The sequence below is a fragment of the Cupriavidus malaysiensis genome (assembly GCF_001854325.1).
Taxonomy (GTDB): domain Bacteria; phylum Pseudomonadota; class Gammaproteobacteria; order Burkholderiales; family Burkholderiaceae; genus Cupriavidus; species Cupriavidus malaysiensis.
Window position 1 is genome coordinate 2077251 of sequence record NZ_CP017755.1, and the last position, 18941, is coordinate 2096191.

19 protein-coding genes are annotated in these 18941 nt (G+C 70.7%); 8 read left to right on the top strand and 11 right to left on the bottom strand.

The window, feature by feature from the left end:
* Nucleotides 1-11: 11 nt before the first annotated feature.
* The 7 genes from hpaI to BKK80_RS28755 form a co-directional block, all read right to left on the bottom strand.
* Nucleotides 12-824, bottom strand: a complete 813-nt coding sequence (gene hpaI, locus BKK80_RS28725) for a 4-hydroxy-2-oxoheptanedioate aldolase (protein WP_071072267.1) — start codon at nt 822-824, stop codon at nt 12-14.
* A 55-nt stretch (nt 825-879) separates the two neighbouring features.
* Nucleotides 880-1683, bottom strand: coding sequence for a 2-oxo-hept-4-ene-1,7-dioate hydratase (hpaH, locus tag BKK80_RS28730; RefSeq protein ID WP_071040102.1), 804 nt, complete (start codon nt 1681-1683; stop codon nt 880-882).
* A 58-nt stretch (nt 1684-1741) separates the two neighbouring features.
* Nucleotides 1742-2134 (bottom strand): 5-carboxymethyl-2-hydroxymuconate Delta-isomerase, encoded by a 393-nt coding sequence (locus BKK80_RS28735; protein WP_071040103.1) that lies wholly within the window; start codon nt 2132-2134, stop codon nt 1742-1744.
* Between the two features lie 29 nt (nt 2135-2163).
* Nucleotides 2164-3012 (bottom strand): 3,4-dihydroxyphenylacetate 2,3-dioxygenase, encoded by an 849-nt coding sequence (gene hpaD, locus BKK80_RS28740; RefSeq protein ID WP_071019488.1) that lies wholly within the window; start codon nt 3010-3012, stop codon nt 2164-2166.
* A 243-nt stretch (nt 3013-3255) separates the two neighbouring features.
* Nucleotides 3256-4716, bottom strand: a complete 1461-nt coding sequence (hpaE, locus tag BKK80_RS28745) for a 5-carboxymethyl-2-hydroxymuconate semialdehyde dehydrogenase (protein WP_071019486.1) — start codon at nt 4714-4716, stop codon at nt 3256-3258.
* Nucleotides 4717-4773: 57 nt separating this feature from the next.
* Nucleotides 4774-5538, bottom strand: coding sequence for a fumarylacetoacetate hydrolase family protein (locus BKK80_RS28750; protein WP_071019482.1), 765 nt, complete (start codon nt 5536-5538; stop codon nt 4774-4776).
* Nucleotides 5535-6332: a fumarylacetoacetate hydrolase family protein gene (locus BKK80_RS28755; RefSeq protein ID WP_231908109.1), complete on the bottom strand. Its 798-nt coding sequence runs from the start codon at nt 6330-6332 to the stop codon at nt 5535-5537. Before BKK80_RS28755 ends, BKK80_RS28750 begins: the two co-directional genes overlap by 4 nt.
* A 389-nt stretch (nt 6333-6721) precedes the next feature.
* On the opposite strand from BKK80_RS28755, the gene BKK80_RS28760 reads away from it, so the two are divergent.
* The 6 genes from BKK80_RS28760 to BKK80_RS28785 all read left to right on the top strand — a co-directional run bounded on the left by BKK80_RS28760 (nt 6722) and on the right by BKK80_RS28785 (nt 12738).
* Nucleotides 6722-7873 (top strand): substrate-binding domain-containing protein, encoded by a 1152-nt coding sequence (locus BKK80_RS28760; RefSeq protein WP_083384481.1) that lies wholly within the window; start codon nt 6722-6724, stop codon nt 7871-7873.
* Nucleotides 7873-8892, top strand: a complete 1020-nt coding sequence (locus BKK80_RS28765; protein WP_071019477.1) for an ABC transporter substrate-binding protein — start codon at nt 7873-7875, stop codon at nt 8890-8892. The genes BKK80_RS28760 and BKK80_RS28765 overlap by 1 nt, the downstream gene beginning before the upstream one ends.
* 147 nt (nt 8893-9039) lie before the next feature.
* Nucleotides 9040-9858: an ABC transporter permease gene (locus tag BKK80_RS28770; protein ID WP_071072270.1), complete on the top strand. Its 819-nt coding sequence runs from the start codon at nt 9040-9042 to the stop codon at nt 9856-9858.
* A gap of 10 nt (nt 9859-9868) precedes the next feature.
* Nucleotides 9869-10780: an ABC transporter permease gene (locus BKK80_RS28775; RefSeq protein ID WP_071019471.1), complete on the top strand. Its 912-nt coding sequence runs from the start codon at nt 9869-9871 to the stop codon at nt 10778-10780.
* Complete coding sequence (locus tag BKK80_RS28780) at nt 10773-11837, top strand: ABC transporter ATP-binding protein (RefSeq protein WP_071072273.1); 1065 nt, start codon at nt 10773-10775, stop codon at nt 11835-11837. The genes BKK80_RS28775 and BKK80_RS28780 overlap by 8 nt, the downstream gene beginning before the upstream one ends.
* A 55-nt stretch (nt 11838-11892) precedes the next feature.
* On the top strand, nt 11893-12738 hold the full coding sequence (locus tag BKK80_RS28785; protein WP_071072275.1) for a phosphodiesterase: 846 nt from the start codon (nt 11893-11895) through the stop codon (nt 12736-12738).
* Between the two features lie 88 nt (nt 12739-12826).
* Here BKK80_RS28785 and BKK80_RS28790 read toward each other — a convergent pair whose 3' ends face one another.
* Both BKK80_RS28790 and BKK80_RS28795 read right to left on the bottom strand, forming a co-directional pair.
* Nucleotides 12827-13696 (bottom strand): intradiol ring-cleavage dioxygenase, encoded by an 870-nt coding sequence (locus BKK80_RS28790; protein WP_071072277.1) that lies wholly within the window; start codon nt 13694-13696, stop codon nt 12827-12829.
* Nucleotides 13697-13829: 133 nt separating this feature from the next.
* Nucleotides 13830-14894: a maleylacetate reductase gene (locus BKK80_RS28795; RefSeq protein ID WP_071019461.1), complete on the bottom strand. Its 1065-nt coding sequence runs from the start codon at nt 14892-14894 to the stop codon at nt 13830-13832.
* A gap of 408 nt (nt 14895-15302) precedes the next feature.
* On the opposite strand from BKK80_RS28795, the gene BKK80_RS28800 reads away from it, so the two are divergent.
* Entirely contained in the window at nt 15303-15932 is a 630-nt protein-coding gene (locus BKK80_RS28800) for a response regulator transcription factor (RefSeq protein WP_071019459.1), read from the top strand.
* A 42-nt stretch (nt 15933-15974) separates the two neighbouring features.
* Nucleotides 15975-17792 carry an ATP-binding response regulator gene (locus tag BKK80_RS28805; protein ID WP_071040112.1) on the top strand — a complete coding sequence of 606 codons (1818 nt, stop codon included), beginning with the start codon at nt 15975-15977 and terminating at the stop codon, nt 17790-17792.
* Between the two features lie 27 nt (nt 17793-17819).
* On the opposite strand, the gene BKK80_RS28810 is transcribed toward BKK80_RS28805, so the two are convergent.
* Nucleotides 17820-18452, bottom strand: coding sequence for a CDP-alcohol phosphatidyltransferase family protein (locus BKK80_RS28810; RefSeq protein WP_071040113.1), 633 nt, complete (start codon nt 18450-18452; stop codon nt 17820-17822).
* 111 nt (nt 18453-18563) lie between these two features.
* Nucleotides 18564-18854, bottom strand: coding sequence for an antibiotic biosynthesis monooxygenase family protein (locus tag BKK80_RS28815; RefSeq protein WP_071019452.1), 291 nt, complete (start codon nt 18852-18854; stop codon nt 18564-18566).
* Nucleotides 18855-18941 lie beyond the last annotated feature (87 nt).

The following is an 18941-nucleotide window of genomic DNA, read 5'->3' on the forward strand; positions in this document are numbered from 1 at the left end:
CAGGGCGGGCGTCAGTAGGTCTTGTCCTGTGCCGCTCCGGCGGCGGCGGCGGGCGGCGCCGCCTTGAACTGCGCGGCCAGCGCCTCGGCGCCGCGGGCCAGCACGGTGGTGTCCACGCCGACGGCGGTGAAGCGCGTGCCGAGGTCCATGTAGCGGCGCGACTGCGCCGCGTCGCCGCTGAGGATGCCGGCCGCCTTGCCGGCGGCGCGGATGCGCGCGATGGCATCGGCGATGGCCTGCAGCACCTCGGGGTGGCCGGGGTTGCCCAGGTGGCCGAAGTCGGCGCTGAGGTCGGAGGGGCCGATGAAGACGCCATCGACGCCCTCGGTGGCGAGGATGCCATCCAGGTTGTCCAGCCCGGCGCGCGTCTCCACCTGCACCAGCACGCACATCTCTTCGTTGGCGCGCGCCAGGTAGCCGGGCACGCGGTTCCAGCGCGAGGCGCGCGCCAGCGCGGCGCCGACGCCGCGCACGCCCTGCGGCGGGTAGCGCGTGGCGGCCACGGCGGCGGCCGCTTCCTCGCCGGTCTGCACCATCGGCACCAGCAGCGTCTGCACGCCGATGTCGAGCAGTTGCTTGATCAGCACCGCATCGTTCCAGGCCGCGCGCACCACCGGCCGCACCGGATAGGGCGCCACGGCCTGCAGCTGGGCCAGGATGGACGGCACCGTATTGGGCGCGTGCTCGCCGTCGATCAGCAGCCAGTCGAAGCCGGCGCCGGCCAGCAGCTCGGCGGTGTAGGGGCTGGCCAGGCCCAGCCACAGGCCGATCTGCTGCTCGCCCGCCTGCAGTGCGCGCTTGAAGGTATTGACAGGGAAATCCATGGGGAAACTCCTCGGGCCGCACGCGGCCCCGGTGCGGGGAGCGCGGGTGGCGCGCTCAGGCGAAATGGCAGCCGACCGTGCCCAGCGGGCCGTAGTCGACGTGGAAGGTGTCGCCCGCCTGGGCCACCACCGGGCGGGTGAAGGAACCGCCCAGGATCACCTCGCCGGCCTCCAGGCGCACGCCGAAGGGATGCAGCTTGTTGGCCAGCCAGGCCACGCCGTTGGCCGGGTGGTTCAGCACGCCGGCGGCCACGCCGGTCTCCTCGATCACGCCGTTGCGCGACATGATGGCCGAGACCCAGCGCAGGTCCACGTCGAAGGGCCGCACCGGGCGCCCGCCCATCACCACGCCGGCGTTGGCCGCGTTGTCGGAGATGGTGTCGAACACCTTGCGCGGGCGCTTGCTCTCGGGATCGATGGACTGGCTGCGCGCATCGATGATCTCCAGCGCCGGGATCACGTACTCGACCGCGTCATAGACGTCGAACAATGTGCAGTTCGGACCCGCCAGCGGCTTGCCGAGGATGAAGGCCAGCTCCACCTCCACGCGCGGCATGATGAAGCGGCCGGTGGGGATCTCGCCGCCTTCGTGGAAGAACATGTCGTCCAGCAGGGTGCCGTAGTCGGGCTCGTCGATCTGCGACGACATCTGCATCGCGCGCGAGGTCAGCCCGATCTTGTGGCCCTTGACAGTGCGGCCTTCTGCCAGTTTCAGCGCGACCCATTCGCGCTGGATCGCATAGGCATCCTCGATGGTGATGTCGGGATGGTCCAGCGAGATCTGGCGGATCTGGACACGGGTCTTCTCCGCCTGGTTCAGGCGTTCCGCCACCTGGCGGATCAGTTCGGGACTCAGCATGGGGACTCCGGCGGCGCGAGCGCCGCGACAATGAACGGATGGGCCGGCTCGGCGTGCCTCAGCCGGCCTTCTTGAAACGGGCGTGCACGTTGTTGTGCTTGTAGCTGCCGCCCTCGTTGAACTCGGCCAGTTCCATCGACAAGGCCAGGTAGCGCCTGGCGTAGAGTTCGGCGAAATGCTGCTTGATCGCCTCGAACAGCTCGTCGCAGGCCTTCTTCTTGACCGCTGCCTCGCGCCCGGCGCCGATCTTCAGCGTCACGTGGACGAAGGCGTAGTCTTCCTCCCCGTCGGCCATGCGGTAGTCCGCCAGCGCGATGGCGCGCGAGCGGATGCCGCCGATGGGAAACACCCCGCCCTGTGCGATCAGGGTGTCGTTGATGGTCTTCAGCAGTGCCGGCACATCGGCTTCGGCACGGATATTGTCGGTGTACTCGACGATGACATGAGGCATGGCAGTGCTCGCGGAATCTCGGCAAAGGATCAGGGCAGCGGAAAGATCGCGTTGATCTGGCCGGTACCCGAACTGGTGAAGTAGTCGGTGACGATCTCCACCGGCTTGTCATAGGCGTCCCAGCCCAGCAGCCCCAGCAGCATCGCCGTGTCGTGCATGCCGCCCTCGCCCACGCACAGCTCGTTGTACTCGGGCAGCATGCGGCAGAAGGTGGCCCAGTCGCCCTGCTTCCACAGCTCGACCACGCGCAGGTCGACCTGCTTGTAGAACTCGCGGCTGATCTGGTGGATGCTCTCTTCCGGGCTGTTGTTGTCGTTGAAGCGGTGCGACAGCGAGCCGCTGGCGAGAAAGGCCACGTTGGCATCGCTCTTCTCGATGGCCTCGCGCAGCGCGACGCCGAAGCGGCGGCTCTCGTCGAGCTGGTGCCAGGCGCACCAGCCGGCGATGGAGACCACCTTGAAATGCTGGTCGCCGTTCATGTAGCGCATCGGCACCAGGGTGCCGTACTCAAGCTCCAGGCTGCCGATCTCGTGCGCACGCGTCATCACGCCGTGCTCGCACGCGGTCTGGGCGATCAGGCGGCCCAGCTCCGGGTTGCCCGCATAGGCATAGGCCATGTCCTTGATGAAGTGGGGCAGCTCGTTGCTGGTGTAGATGCCCTCGAAGCGCGCGTTGCAGTTGACGTGGTAGCCGGCGTTGACCAGCCAGTGCACGTCGGACACCACGATGGTGTCGACGCCCAGCTCGCGGCAGCGGCGGCCGATCTCCCGGTGCCCGGCGATGGCCGCCGCGCGGCAGCCGTGGTGCTTGCCGGGCAGCTCCGACAGGTACATCGACGGTACATGCGTGATCTTGGCGGCCAGCGAAAGCTTGCCCATGGTCTTGTCTCCTTCCTGTGGCGCCGTGCCTGCCGGCCTGCGCCTTGTCTGCCTTGCTTGCCGGGTTCCGGCCAGAGCGATGGCCCTTATCCTTCCTGCTGCCTGCTTCCTGCTTCCTGCTTCCTGCTGCCTGCTCCCCTCTCGCGCCCGCGGGAGAGCGGTCGGGGGTGAGGGCCGGCATTCGGCAGTACGACGGCGTTCACCTCATGCCAGCGCCTGCCCACTGCCCATTCCCCCCGGCCCTCATACCCCCCACTTGGGGATATGGTGGCTGCCCATCGAAATACACACGTTCTTCACCTCGGCAAACACTTCGAAGCTGTACTCGCCCCCCTCGCGCCCGGTGCCGGATTCCTTGGTGCCGCCGAAGGGCTGGCGCAGGTCGCGCACATTCTGGCTGTTGACGAAGACCATGCCGGCCTCGATGCCGCGTGCCAGGCGGTGCACCTTGCCCACGTCCCGGGTCCAGATATAGGAGGCCAGGCCGTAGCTGGTGTCGTTGGCCTGCGCCAGGCCGTCTTCCTCGTCCTTGAACGGGATCAGGCAGGCCACGGGCCCGAAGATCTCTTCCTGCGCCACGCGCATGCGGTTGTCGACGTCGGCCAGCACCGTCGGGCGCACGAAGTTGCCGTGTTTCAGGTGCGCGGGCAGGCCTTCGGGCAGTTCGGGGCCGCCGGCCAGGATGCGCGCGCCTTCCTGTTCGCCCAGACGGATGTAGCCGGTCACCTTTTCCCAATGCTGGCGCGTGATCATCGCGCCGACATGGGTCTGCGGGTCGGTCGGGTCGCCCACGCGCAGGCGCGCGGCGCGCTCGGCAAACTGGCGCACGAATTCGTCGTAGACGGTCTCCTGCACGAAGATGCGCGAGCCGGCGGTACAGCGCTCGCCGTTGATCGAGAAGATGGTGAACAGGGCCGCGTCGAGCGCGCGCTCGAGGTCGGCGTCGTCGAACACCAGCACCGGCGACTTGCCGCCCAGTTCCATCGAGAACTTCTTCAGGCCGGCGCGCTCGATGATGCGCTTGCCGGTGACGGTGCCGCCGGTGAAGGAAACCGCGCGCACGTCCGGATGGCGCACCAGCGCGTCGCCGGCCGTGGCGCCCAGGCCCTGCACCACGTTGAGCACGCCGGGCGGCACGCCGGCTTCCAGCGCCAGCATGCCGAGCTGGTCGGCGGTGAGCGGCGACAGCTCGGACATCTTCAGCACGGCGGTATTGCCCAGCGCCAGGCAGGGCGCGACCTTCCAGGTGGCCGTCATGAAGGGCACGTTCCACGGCGAGATCAGCGCGCACACGCCGACCGGCTGGTAGAGCGTGTAGTTGAGCATCTGGTCGTCGACCGGATAGGTGCGCCCGTTCATCTGCACGCACACCTCGGCGAAGAAGTTGAAGTTCTCGGAAGCGCGCGGGATCAGCTGCTTGCTGGTCTGCGCGATGGGCAGGCCGGTGTCCTGCGTTTCCAGCGCCGCCAGCTGCGGCACGTTCTGCGCGATCAGCTCGCCGAGCCGGCGCATGATGCGCGCGCGTTCCTTGGCCGGTGTGTTGGCCCACTTGGGAAAGGCCGCCTTGGCCGCGGCGACGGCGGCGTCGATCTCCGCCTCGCCGCCCGCGGCGACCTCGGCGATGGCCTCGCCGGTGGCGGGGTTCCAGGTGGTGAAGCGGTCCTTGCTGTCGACCTGCTTGCCATCGATCCAGTGCTTGATCATCTCAGTCTCCTTGCTGCCGGCGCCCGGCAAGTACGTGTGTCCGCTGCGCCCGTCGCTTCAGTCGGTGCTGCCGTATCCGCCCGCGGCGGCGATGGTGTTCACCAGCCGTCCGATGCCCTCGATCTCCGTGACGACCTCGTCGCCGGGCTGCGTGTCGGCCAGCCCTTCCGGCGTGCCGGTGAGGATCATGTCGCCGGCTTCCAGCGTCATGAAGCTGCTCAGGTAGGCGATCAGCCACGGGATGCCGAAGATCATGTCGCGCGTCGAGCCCTCCTGCGTCAGCTTGCCGTTGACGGTGGTGCGCAGGGTCAGGTTCATCGGGTCGTCGATATCGTCGCGGTCCACCAGCCAGGGGCCCAGCGGCGTGCAGGTATCGCGGTTCTTCACCCGCAGGTTGGGACGGTAGTAGTTCTCGAGGTAGTCGCGGATGGCGTAGTCGTTGGCCACGGTGTAGCCGCGCACATAGTCATAGGCATCGGCTTCCTTGACGTGGCGCGCGGTGCGGCCGATCACCACCGCCAGCTCGCACTCGTAATGCATGTACTTGACGCCGTCCGGGCGGATGGTGCGGCCGCGGTGGCCGATGAAGGTGCCCGGCCCCTTGAGGAAGACCAGCGGTTCCTCCGGTGCCTTGAAGGCCAGTTCCTTCGCGTGGTCGGCATAGTTCAGCCCCAGCGCGAAACTGGTGCGCGGCGCCACCGGCGGCAGCCACACCACCGCGTCCTCGGCCACTTCGCGGCCGTCGTCCAGCTTCAGCCGGCCCGCGCCGGCAGGCCGGGCACCGTGGACCAGGCCGTCATACGCAACGCGCGCGGTCTTCATGCTGCCTCCCCGCTACGGGCGGCCGCCACCACGCGGTGCTGCAGGCGGCCGACATGCTCGATCTCGATCTCCACCACGTCGCCGGCGCGCGCCAGCGGCGCGCCCTCCGGCACGCCGGCCAGCAGCACGTCGCCGGCTTCCAGCGACATGAAGGCGCTGACTTCCGCCAGCAACTGCTCGACCGGACGGATCAGGTTGGATGTGTGGTTGCGCTGCCGCACCTCGCCGTTGATGCGCACCGAAAGCGCCAGCGCGCCGGCGTCGGCCACCGCCGCGCGGGGCGTGATCCAGGGGCCGATCGGGCAGTAGCCGTCGCGGCACTTGTGGCGCACCGCCGGACGGTAGTAGCTGGCGTGGGGCACGCTGACGTCGGACACCACGGTGTAGCCGGCAATGTAGTCGGCAGCGCGCGCCGCGTCGATGCGGGTGGCGCGCCGGCCGATCACGATGCCCAGCGCGGCGCCGATCTCGAGCGTCTCCGTGCCGGGCGCCAGTTCGACCTCGGCGAGGTGGCCGGCCAGGGTGTTGGCCGGCTTGAGGTACAGGATCGGCGCCGCCGGCGGCGCCTGGTAGGGCGCGGCGTGGACGCTGTCACCCAGGGCCGCCAGCGCGCCGCGGTAGTTCAGCAGCGCCCCGTAGACGGTGCCGGTCACCGCCGGCAGCCAGCGGAAGGCCGCCGGGTCCAGCGTGCGGCCGCCGTCCAGCGGCAGCCCGCTCGTTGCCTCCACCTCGGCGGTGGCCGGCTGGCCGCCGCGCACGGCGATCCGTGCCAGCCGCGTCATGCTTGCGCTCATGGTCTCCTCTCGCTCCCGATGGACCGGTGCCGGCCGCGGGCGCCATGCCCGCGTGACCGACGCGCCGGTCTCGTGCTCACTCATTGATTAACATGTTAATTAAAAAGACCGCTGCTTTCAAGCACCGTGTCTCGCGCCGGCGCCGGCACGCTCCAGCCTTGCGCCGATGGCCGCCGCCGTCACCCTACGTCACCTTACCGTGCTGTCATGGCGCTGTCATCGACGCTCCGCACAATGCCGCCCAGACACGGTTGCCGGTGCATCGACGCGCCTGGATGACGCAGCGCAACATGCGCGCATACCGTGACGGGCCTTGACGCCCGCTTTTTTTCGACTGAAATGAAAACGTTTTCAAACCTGCCGGCACGCCGCCTGCAAGCAGCCCGCCGATGACGCAAGACGATGCCCCGCTTCCCGGCGCCGCGACCCTGGCCGATGTCGCCGAGGCCGCACGCGTGTCGCTGGCCACGGCCTCGCGCGTGTTCAGCAGCCCGGCGCTGGTACGCGACGCCACCGCCCAGCGCGTGCTCGACGCCGCCCGCACGCTGCGCTTCCGCCCCAACCTGCTGGGCAGCAAGCTGCGCGCGCAGCGCACCCGCATGATCGGCGTGATGCTGCCGACGCTGGAGAACGCGGTTTTCGCCGAGTGCTGGCATGGCATCGAAGAGGCCGCGCTGGCGGCCGGGTATTCGCTGATGCTGGTGACCAGCGGCTACCGGCCGGAGCGCGAACGCGAGCGCGTCGAGTACCTGCTGCGCCACCGCGTCGACGGCATGGTGCTGACCGTGGCGGACGCCGCCCGCAGCGCCGTGCTCGACCAGCTCGACACGGAAGACATCCCCTACGTGCTGGCCTACAACCAGGCCGGGCCGCGCGGGCGGCGCCACTCGGTCTCGGTGGACAACCGCGCCAGCGCCTGCGCCGGTGTACAGGCCCTGCTGGCCGCCGGGCACCGGCGCATCGCCGTGGTGTCGGGCGCCTTCATCGCCTCCGACCGTGCGCGCCAGCGCTTCGCCGGCTACCAGGACGCCATGCGTGCGCAGGGCCTCGCGCCCGCCCCCGCGCTGTGCCTGCCCTCGCACACGGCCAGCAACGCGGACCAGCTGGCGGCGCTGATGGCGGGCCCCGGAGCGCCCACCGCGCTGTTCTGTACCAATGACCTGCTGGCCATCGGCGTGATCTCCGACCTGCGCCGCCTGGGCCTGCGCGTGCCGGCCGATGTCTCGGTGCTCGGCTACGACGGCATCGCGCTGGGCACGGCGGTCGAGCCCGCGCTGGCCACCGTGGCGCAGCCCAGCGGCGAGATCGGCGCGCAGGCCATCGCGCGCCTGCTGGCCCGGCTCGAACCTGGCGCCGCACCCGCCGGCGCACGCGTGACGCTGCTGGCGCATGCGCTGCGCCCGGGCGGCACCATCGGCGCGCCGCCGGGTGACGCTGCCGCAGCCGGTGCCGATGCCATAGTCCCCGACGCTTCATCCGACGCTGCGCCCGCAGCCCTTTCCGACGCTGTCCCCCCCGCAGTCCAACCAAGGAGTTCCTGATGCATCCGATTCGTTCCTGGCGCCGCGGCCTGCGCGCGATCGCACTGGCCCTCGGCACCGCCGCGCTCAGCCATGCCGCCGCCGCCCAGACCGCGATCTGCTACAACTGCCCGCCCGAATGGGCCGACTGGGCCGCGCAGATCCGCGCCATCAAGGACAAGACCGGCGTCACCGTGCCGTTCGACAACAAGAACTCCGGCCAGTCGCTGGCGCAACTGGTGGCCGAGAAGGCCAGCCCGGTCGCCGACGTGGTCTACTACGGCGTGACCTTCGGCATCCAGGCCCGCAAGGACGGCGTCACCGCCGCCTACAAGCCGGCCCACTGGGCCGACATTCCCGACGGCCTCAAGGACCCGCAGGGCAACTGGTTCGCCATCCACTCGGGCACCATGGGCTTCATGGTCAATGTCGACGCGCTGCGCGGCAAGCCGGTGCCGCAGTCGTGGGCCGACCTGCTCAAGCCCGAGTACAAGGGCCTGGTCGGCTATCTCGACCCCGCCAGCGCCTTCGTCGGCTACGTCGGCGCGGTGGCCGTCAACCAGGCGCTGGGCGGCACCCTGGACAACTTCGGCCCGGCCTTCAAGTACTTCAAGGACCTGCAGAAGAACCAGCCCATCGTGCCCAAGCAGACCGCCTACGCGCGCGTGCTGTCGGGCGAGATCCCCATCCTGCTGGACTACGACTTCAACGCCTACCGGGCGCGCTACAAGGACCACGCCAACGTCGCCTTCGTCATTCCGAAGGAAGGCTCGGTGGTGGTGCCTTATGTGATGAGCCTGGTCAACAAGGCTCCGCATGAAGCCGAGGGCCGCAAGGTGCTCGACTTCGTGCTGTCCGACGCCGGCCAGGCGCTGTGGGCCAATGCCTACCTGCGGCCGGTGCGCGGCACCATGCCCAAGGACGTGCAGGCGCGCTTCCTGCCGGCCGCCGACTACGCGCGCGCCAGGACGGTGGACTACGGCAAGATGGCCGAGGTGCAGAAAGCCTTCAGCGACCAGTATTTGAAGGAGGTGCGCTGAGGGCGGGGCAGGCGTGATCGCACCATCCCCGCGATAGTTTGCTCCCCTCTCCCACAGCGTGGGAGAGGGGAGACAACCCAGCGCGGAGTTCGTGCCCGCGCCCATGCCCACTCAGCGGCCATCGAAACCACGACTCCCACCCAAGCCATGCCACGCCGCCCCCCGCTCCTCTTCCTCTTCGCCCTGCCCGCGCTGGTCGTCTTCGCGGCCTTCTTCTGCCTGCCGATGGCCAGGCTGCTCGCCGTCAGCGTCGGCGGCGAACAGGGCGCCGGCGTCTACTGGACCATGCTCAGCAGCCCGCGCTACCTGCACAGCCTGCTGGTGACCGTGCTGCTGTCCGGCACGGTGACGCTGGCCACGCTGCTGATCGCCGGCGTGGCCGGCACCTTCCTGCAGCGCCACCCGGTGCCGGGCAAGCCGGTGCTGGTCGCCATGCTGACCTTTCCGCTGGCCTTCCCGGGCGTGGTGATCGGCTTCATGGTGATCATGCTGGGCGGCCGCAACGGCCTGCTGGCGGCGCTCGGCGACCAGCTGGCCGGCGAGCGCTGGACCTTCGCCTACGGCCTGGCCGGCCTGTTCGTCGGCTATCTGTACTTCTCCATCCCGCGCGTGATCCTCACCGTGATGGCGGCGGTGGAGAAGCTCGACCCCTCGCTGGAAGAGGCGGCGCGCTCGCTCGGCGCCGGCCCCTGGGGCGTGGTGCGCGACGTCATGCTGCCCGCGCTGATGCCGGCGCTGGTGTCGAGCGGCGCGATCTGCTTCGCCACCAGCATGGGCGCCTTCGGCACGGCCTTCACGCTGGCCACCCAGCTCGACGTGCTGCCGCTCACCATCTACAACGAGTTCACCAACTACGCCAATTTCGGCATGGCCGCCGCGCTGTCGGTGCTGTTGGGCGCGGTCACCTGGGCCCTGCTGGCGCTGGCGCGCTGGTTCTCGGGCGACGCCGTGGCCGCCACCGCCTAGGAGACCGCCTATGTCCTCCCTTCCGAATGCCCGCCAAGGCCACCAGCCCCGCCGCGCCGGCTACTGGCTGCAGTTCGCGCTGACCGCCGCCGTCTGCCTGTTCATGACCGCGCCGGTGGTGCTGTCGGTGCTGGCCGGCCTCACCAACAATATCTTCATCGGCCTGGCCAGCGGCCTGACCACGCGCTGGCTGGGCGAGGTATGGGCGCTCTACCGCGGCACCATCTTCCTCTCGCTGGGCATCGCGCTGGCCTGCCTGGCCTGCACCCTGGTGCTGGGCGTGCCCGCGGCCTACTACATGGCGCTGCGGCGCGGGCGCCTGACGCGCCTGGTCGAGGAACTGCTGATGCTGCCGGTGGCCGTGCCCGGACTGGCCACGGCGCTCGGCCTGATCCTGCTCTACGGCGGCTGGGCGGCGCTGCGCACCAGCTGGGTCTTCATCCTGATCGGCCACGTGCTCTTCACGCTGCCGTTCATGGTGCGCGCGGTGCTGGCCGTGCTGTCGGCCATCGACGTGCGCACGCTCGAAGACGCCGCCGCCAGCCTGGGGGCCTCGCGCCTGCAGCGCTTCTTCGGCGTGGTGCTGCCCAACTGCCGCCAGGGCATCCTGGCGGGCGCGCTGATGGTGGTCACGCTGTCGGTCGGCGAGTTCAACCTGACCTGGATGCTGCACACCCCGACCACGCAGACGCTGCCGGTCGGCCTGGCCGACAGCTACGCCTCGATGCGGCTGGAGATCGGCTCCGCCTACACCATCGTCTTCTTCCTGATGATCATTCCCCTGCTGGTGCTGATGCAGGCCCTGTCGGCCGCCGGCGCACGCGCGCGCAAGCACCGCGCGCCGATGCCCGATGCCGCCGGCGAGGCCACCTCCATCGCTGCCCCCGCCGCCCAGCTTAACGCCGAGACCCGCCATGCATGACACCATTCCCATCCGCCTGCGCGGCTGCGCCAAGACCTTCGCCGACGGCACCGTCGCGCTGCAGCCGCTCGATCTCGACATCGGCGCCGCCGAGACCGTGGTGCTGCTCGGGCCCTCGGGCTGCGGCAAGACCACCACGCTGCGCCTGATCGCCGGCCTGGAATTCCCCGACGCCGGCGGCGAGGTGTGGTTCGGCGAGCAGGACGTGACGGCGCTGCCGATCGAGAAGCGCGGCGTCGGCATGGTGTTCCAGAGCTATGCCTTGTTCCCCAACATGACGGTGGCGGAGAACATCGGCTATGGCCTGCGCGTGCGCCGCCTCGACAGCGCCGCGCGGCGCCGCCGCGTCGACGAGATGCTGGGCATGATGCACCTGGAGGCGCTGGCCGACCGCCGCGTCGACCAGCTCTCCGGCGGCCAGCGCCAGCGCGTCGCGCTGGCGCGCGCCATCGCCGTGCAGCCGCGCGTGCTGCTGCTGGACGAACCCTTGACCGCGCTCGACGCCAAGCTGCGCGACACCCTGCGCGCCGATATCAACTACCTGCTGCGCAGCCTCGGCATCACCGCCGTCTATGTGACCCACGACCAGGCCGAAGCGATGGCGCTGGGCGACCGCATCATCGTGATGGACAAGGGCCGCATCGCCCAGACCGGCACCCCGCAGGAGATCTACCGTGCCCCCGCCAGCGCCTTCGTGGCGGACTTCATCGGCACCATGAACCGCCTGCCCGCCAGCGCGGCCGGCGGCGCCTGGCAGGTGCCGGGCGGCTGGCTGCCACGCGCCGCGGAGGACGGCCATGCCCAGGCGGAACTGATGTTCCGGCCCGAGGACGTGGCCCCGGCCGCCGACGGTGAGGCGGCCGCGCTGCACGGCAGCGTGCTGGCGGCCCTCTTCCTCGGCTCCTGCACGCGGCTGCTGGTCGATGTCGGCGCCCCCGCGCCGCTGGTGGTCGACACCGCCCGGCGCGGCGACTGGCCGGCGGGCTCACGCATCGGCCTGCGGGTCGAGGCGGCCCACCTGATCACCCTGCCGGCAGCGCCGGCCGCCGCCGCATGAACCAGCCACCGGGGCCGCGCCACCGCCCCCCGCCACCGATCATCCTCCTTCTGCCATGACAACCGACACCTACCTGATCGCCCAGATCACCGACCTGCACATCAAGGCCGGCGGACGCCTTTCCTATGGCGTGGTCGATACCGCCGGCGCGCTGCAGCGCTGCCTCGACACCCTGCTGGCCGCGCCGCAGCGCCCGGACGCCGTGGTCGCCACCGGCGACCTGGTCGACTTCGGCAGCGAAGAGGAATACCGCTTCCTGCGCGGCCTGCTGGCCGCCCTGCCGATGCCGGTCTACCTGCTGCCCGGCAACCACGACAGCCGCGCCATGCTGCGCCGGGTGTTCCCCGACCACGCCTACCTGTTCTCCGGCGGCGCCGGCGACGAGCCGGTGCACTACGCCGTGCACGCCGGTCCGCTGTGCCTGGTGGGCTTCGACTGCACCGTGCCGGGCCGCAGCGGCGGCCGCGCCGACGCGGCCGGCCTGCGGTGGCTGGATGCCACGCTGGCCGCGGCGCCGGCCACGCCGACCTTGCTGATGCTGCACCACCCGCCCTTCCACACCGGCATCGGCCACATGGACACGCAAGGGCTGGAGGGCGCCGCCGACCTGGAGCCAGTGGTGCGCCGCCACCCCCAGGTGGAGCGCGTGCTGTGCGGCCACCTGCACCGCCACATCGTGCGCCGCTTCGGCGGCACCCTGGCCATGACCGCGCCCGGACCGGCCCACCAGGTGGCGCTCGACCTCGATCCGCAGGCGCCCTCGCGCTTCCGCATGGAGCCGCCGGGCTACCTGCTGCACTGGTGGCATGCCCGGCACGGCCTGGTCACCCATGCCGCCGCCAGCGGCGACCACGGGCCGGCCTATCCCTTCTACGATGCGGATGGCAGGCTGATCGACTGAGGCCGCGCGGACTCAGTGCCCGCGCAGTGAGGCGGCCCGCTGCGCCGCTCTACTGCGCCGCTCTACTGCGCCGCTCTACAGCGCCGGACTACTGCTCGGACAGCACGAAGTCGTAGCGGCCTTCGTGGAACGGCGTCTCGAAGCCGAAGCGACCGGCCAGCGCGTCGCCGGCACCGCGCTCGGCGTACGCGATCACCAGCGCCGGCTTGACGCCGAACACCGCGTCCGAGTCCAGGTAGGGATCGCCGGCGTTGAACACATGCGTGACCAGGGTCCGCTTGCCCTCCGCCTCGATCATGAAATGCAGGTGGGCGGGCCGGTACACATGCCGACCGGTGGCCGCCATCATGCGTCCCACGGGACCATCGTCCGGGATCGGGTAGGACACCGGCAGGATGGTGCGGATCGCGTAGTAGCCGTCCGCGTCGGTGCGATAGCGGCCGCGCAGGTTGCCGTGCGGCTGCGCGGTGTCCTGCCCCGAGTACATGCCGTTGACCGCGGTCTGCCAGACGTCGAGCGTCGCGCCGGCCAGCGGGCGGCCCTCGGTATCGCGCACGTGCCCGTGCACCAGCGCCGGGCTGCCGGCCGTGAGAGCCATGTTCTCGCCGGTGGCGCGCTCGGGCATGCCGGCCATGTAGAACGGGCCGAACACCGTGCTCTCGGTGGCGCCGGCCGGCTTGCGATGGTTGATCGCATCCACCAGCATCGACACGCCGAGCGTGTCCGACAACAGGATGAACTCCTGGCGCACCACGCCGTCGCAGGTCTGCCCGGTCTCGGTCAGGAAACGGATCGCGGCCATCCACTCGGCCTCGCTCGGCTCCACCTCGCTGACGAAGGCGTGCAGGTGGCGCACCAGCGCCTGCATCAGGTGCCGCAGGCGCGGGTCCGGGGTCCTGGCGAAGGTGTCGATGACCTGCCGGGTCAGGCGCGCTTCGGCGGCATGGGCTTCGTTCATGGCGTGTCTCCTGGGTCGGCGCCTGGCGCGCCTGTCTGTGTTGTCCGGCTCTCGTTCGGCTCTCGTTCGGCTCTCGTTCGGCTCTCGTTCGGCTCTCTTTCGACTCTCTTCCGGCTGGCTTCCGCCGCCGCGCTCAGGCCGGCGCCTCGCCGTGCCAGGCGCGCCTGAGCATGGCGAGCACCTCGTCATAGGTGACGGGGCGCGGATTGTCGTAGGGGTTCGCCACCGCCAGCTGCGCGGCGCGTTCCAGGCCGTCCTCCGGCATGCCGATCCCGGCCAGCGCCAGCGGCACGCCCAGGCGCTGGTTGAGGGCGAACAGCAGCGGCCCGGCCTCCTCGGCGGCGCTGCCGCCGAGCGCGCGCGCCACGCGGCCGAGCGCCTCGGGCGCGGCGGCGTGGTTGTAGTGGGCCGCATGCGGCAGCACGATGGTGTGCGTCTGTGCATGCGGCAGGTTGAAGGTACCGCCCAGCGTGTGGCACAGCTTGTGGTGCAGCGCCATGCCGACCGCGCCCAGGCAGGCGCCGGCCAGCCAGGCCCCGTACAGGGCGCCGGCGCGCGCCTCGCGGTCGGCCGGGTCCGCCACCACGGCAGGCAGCGCCCGGGCAAGTGCGCGGATCGCTTCCTCGGCCATCAGGCTGATGATGGGATTGGCATCGCGGGCATAGAGGGCCTCCACCGCATGGGCCATGGCGTTCACGCCCGAACTGGCCGACAGCGCCGGCGGCAGGCCCAGCGTCAGCAGCGGATCGTAGACCACCGTGCGCGGCAGCACGCGCAGGTCGCGCCCGGTCTTCTTGAGGCCGCCGTCGGTGATGCCGTAGATCGGCGTCATCTCGGAACCGGCGTAAGTGGTCGGCACCGCCACGATGGGCAGGGCCGAGGTCAGCGCGATGGCCTTGCCCAGGCCGATGGTGGAGCCGCCGCCCACCGCCACGCAGCAGTCGGCGCCCAGGCGGGCCGCTTCGGCGCGGGCCGCCTCGGCCGATTCCAGCGGCACGTGCATCACCGCGCCGGGGTGCACGCCGGCGGCGCGCTCTCCCAGGGCCTGTGCCACCTGTTCCCCCAACGCCCGCTGGCCGGGCGTGGTCAGCACCAGCGCGCGGCGCGCGCCAAGCGCCGCCACCTCTTCCGGCAGCCGCGCCAGCGCCCCGCTCTCGAACACCACGCGCGACGGCAAACCCTGGTAGACGAACCGCATGCTCCCCCTCTCCGTTCCGGTCACTGCTCACTGGTCACTGGTCACTGGCCCGGCACGATGCGGCGGCCCTGCCGCCACATCGCCGTGCCTTGTGCATCATAGCCCTGGCGCGGGGCGCCTGCCGGCGGACGAAAAAAAACCCACTGCCGGGTGGTAGTGGGTAGACGAAGTGGTGCCGCCGGCCCAGCGGGGGCAGCGGCTGTCGCATCATCGCAGCCCGGTGGCCAAAGCGGAATAGTCCATACGGACTAAGCTGCGGAAGTCCCACACCCGCCTTCGTGCCGCGCATCGGGCACATGGACAAAGCCGCCGGAATGCGCTTCAATCACATCGCCGCGCACCGGTGGTGCGCCATGCACCCGCCGGGCACCCCCGTGTCCCGGCACCGTCTCCGCGCTTCTAGTCCACATGTCCCGCGCCAGCCTGCTCCTGATCGACGACCACACCCTGTTCCGCACCGGCCTGCGCCTGGTGCTGGCGGACTCGCCGCGCGTCGCCACCATCGTCGAGAGCGGTTCGGTCATGGACGCGGTGCAGGCCTTCGGCGGGCAGGCCATCGACGTCCTGCTGCTCGACATCCAGATGCCCGGCCTGAATGGTATCGAAGGGGTCAAGGTACTGCGCCGCCATTTCCCGCAGGCGCGCATCCTGATCGTCTCCGGCACTTCCGGGCTGGAGGGCGTGCCGGCCGAAGTGCGGCGCGAACTGGCGGGCTTCCTGCCCAAGTCGGCCGACACCCGCCAGATCGAGGAGGCGCTCGCCCGCTGCCTGGACGGCGGCAGCTACTTCGCCACCGAGCGCAGCGGCGCCGCCGCGCCGGCGGCGCGCTACCAGCCCAGTCCGCTGACGCCGCGCCAGCTCGAGGTGCTGGAGCAGCTCAGCCTGGGCCGCTCCAACAAGGTCATCGCCCATCATCTCGGCCTCTCCGAGAACACCGTGCGCGTGCACGTGGCCGCCATCCTCGACCACCTGGGCGTGGTCAGCCGCGTCGAGGCCATCCTCGAGGCGCAGCGGCGCGGGCTGATCCACGCCCGCTGAGCCCGCCCGCCGGCCAGCCAGACGACAGCCCGAGCCCGCGCGATGCCCCGCTCCTTCCCACGCCTGCCGCTGCTGCCCCGCTTCGACGAGCCGCGCCTGCTGGCCGCGCAGATGGGGCTGCTCGACGAGAGCTTCGGCGTGGCCATGCTCGGCAGTTCGCTCGCCGCCGTGATCCTGGCCGTCGGCCTCAGCCTGACCCATCGCACCCTGGGCCCGCTGCCCTGGGCCGCGGCCATGGTGCTGGCCTGCGCCGCCGCGCACTACGGGCGCTTCCGCATCCCCGAGCGCCTCAGCGAGGCCCAGGCGCCGCGCTACGCGCGCGCCGTCACCATCGTGCTGACCCTGATCGGCGCCCTGTGGGGCCTGGTCGCCTGGCTCTACCTGGACGTGCGCTCGCCTTCCACCGTGATCTGCGTGCTGTCGCTGCTGGCGGGCATGAGCGCGGCCGCGCTGGCGGTGTTCTCTGCCTGCCTGCCAGTCGCGGTGGGCTTCTTCCTGCCGGCCATCGTGCCGGTCTGGCTCGTCTTCCTCGCCACCGGCGACCTCGACTACCTGCCGATGTTCCTCGGCACGCCGCTCTATCTCGGCGTGCTGATCGTGTTCGCGCGCAACTATGCGCGGGTGGCCCGGCACTCGATCGCGCTGCGCTTCGAGAATGTCGACCTGATCCACCAGTTGCGCGAGCAGACCGCGCGCTCGGAGCGCGCCCAGCGCGCCGCCGAGGAAGCCAACCGCGCCAAGTCCGTGTTCCTGGCCTCGGCCAGCCACGACCTGCGCCAGCCGCTGCACGCGCTCGGCCTGTTCGTCGTGTCGCTGGACCGCACCCCGCTCGACGCGCACCAGCGCCAGTTGACCGAGCACATCCGCTCCTGCTCGGGCGCCGCGCGCGAGATGCTCAATACCCTGCTCGACTTCTCCAAGCTCGACGCCGGCGTGGTGGTGGCGCGGCCACGCGCCTTCCGCCTGCAGCCGCTGCTGCACAAGCTGGAGAACGAGTTCGCGCCGCAGGCCAATGCGCGCGGCCTGGTCTACCGCACGCGCGACACCACCGCGGTGCTGTTCGGCGACCCCACCCTGGTCGAGCTGGTGCTGCGCAACCTGATCGCCAATGCGATCCGCTACACGCCGCAGGGCGGTGTGCTGGTGGCGTGCCGGCCACAGCGGCGGCCACGCCAGCCACCGCAGCAGGCCCGGCTGGAAGTATGGGACACCGGCATCGGCATTCCGCCCGAGCAGCAGCGCGCGGTGTTCCGCGAGTTCCACCAGCTCGGCAATCCCGAACGCGACCAGCGCAAGGGGCTGGGGCTCGGCCTGGCCATCGTCGAGGGGCTGGCGCGCACCATGGACACGCGCGTCACGCTGGCCTCGCGCCCCGGGCGCGGCTCGGTGTTCGGCCTGCTGCTGCCGCTGTCGGCCAGCGAGCCGGAGGAAGCCCCCGCCATGCCGGCGCCCAGCAGCCTGGACGGCCTGTCGGTGCTGGTGATCGACGACGACGAGGCCATCCGCATCGCCATCTGCGAGCTGCTGGCCGGCTGGGGCTGCCTGTGCCGCGCGGTGGACTCCGAAGCCGAAGCGCTGGCCGTGTCGGACAGCTTCACGCCCGACCTGCTGCTGGCGGACTACCGCCTGCGCGGCGACCGCACCGGCCTGCAGGCCACCGAAGCGATCCGCGCGCGCCTGGGCCGGCAGGTGCCGGCCATCATCGTCACCGGCGACACCGCCGCCGACCGCCTGCGCGACGTGCATACGGAAGGGGAAACGCTGCTGCACAAACCCGTGGTGGCCGAGGCGCTGCAGGCCGCCATGCTCGCCAAGATGCGCGAGCACGGCTGGGTGCGGTCGGCGCCGGCGCAGGACTGAAGCCGGCCGGGCGCCGGCACCCGGATCTCAGATCTTCGGGATGTGCAGCGCCTTGCTGACCATGAGGGTGCCGGACAGCGCGAACAGCAGCACCAGCGGATGCAGGTCGGCCGGACCGAGGCTCCATACCCCGCCGGGCAGCGCGTCGCCGATACGCTCCTGCGCGGCGCACCAGGCCAGCACGGCGGTCAGCAGCACGCTGGTCGGAATCGGCGTGCCTTCGAAGTAGGCCACCTTGTCGCTGCCGGCTGAGAGCTGCTCGGCGGTCACGTTGAAGCGCGCCAGCCGGCTCACGCCGCAGCAGACGAAGTAGATCAGCACCGCCAGGTCCCAGCCGCCGCGCAGCCCGGCGGCAAAGGCCAGCACGGCGGGGCCGACGCCGAAAGAGATGATGTCGGCCAGCGAATCCAGCTCGCGGCCGAGCGCCGAATGCTGGTGGCGCCAGCGCGCGATGCGGCCGTCGAGCACATCGAAGAGGAAGGCCGCCGGCGCCAGCGCGGCGGCGACGAAGAAATCGGCCGGGTCGCGCCCCGCCACGTAGAACATGGCGAAGAAGACCGAGCCCATGCCGCAGGCGGCGTTGCCCAGCGTGAACAGGTCGGCGAGCTGCAGCTCGCGCAGCATCGTGAAGTGCTTGGGGCGTTCGATCGGGGATGACATGGCAGTCCTTGGGCTCTGCGCCGGCACGCTAACGATAGGCCAGGAGCGCCGCCGGCGCCAGCCGGCGGCACGCTGGGCCGTGTCTCACGCGCCGTGCTCCGAGCACGCTGATCAGAGCACCGTGCTCGCGTGTCCGACCTTGGGCGCCGCGGCGAAGCAGTCGCCGACCAGGCGGCGCCACTCGAGGAAGTCGGCCGACTCGCGGAAATGGACCATGTGGTCTTCCACGGTGTCCCAGGACACGACCAGCGTGTAGAGGGACGGTTCTTCGATCGACTTGAGCAGATTCAGGCCGTGGCAGCCGCGCGCGCGCAGGAAAATCGGCTTGGCCTGCGCCACGCCCTGCTCGAACTGCGCTTCCATGCCGGGCTTGATCGAAAACTGTGCGATTTCGGAAATCATGTGGGTGTCTTCCAGGAGAGATGGGAGTCCGGGGAGCGTCCCGCGCGCACGGCCAGCGCGCGCGCCGGGACGGCACCGCCACCCGCA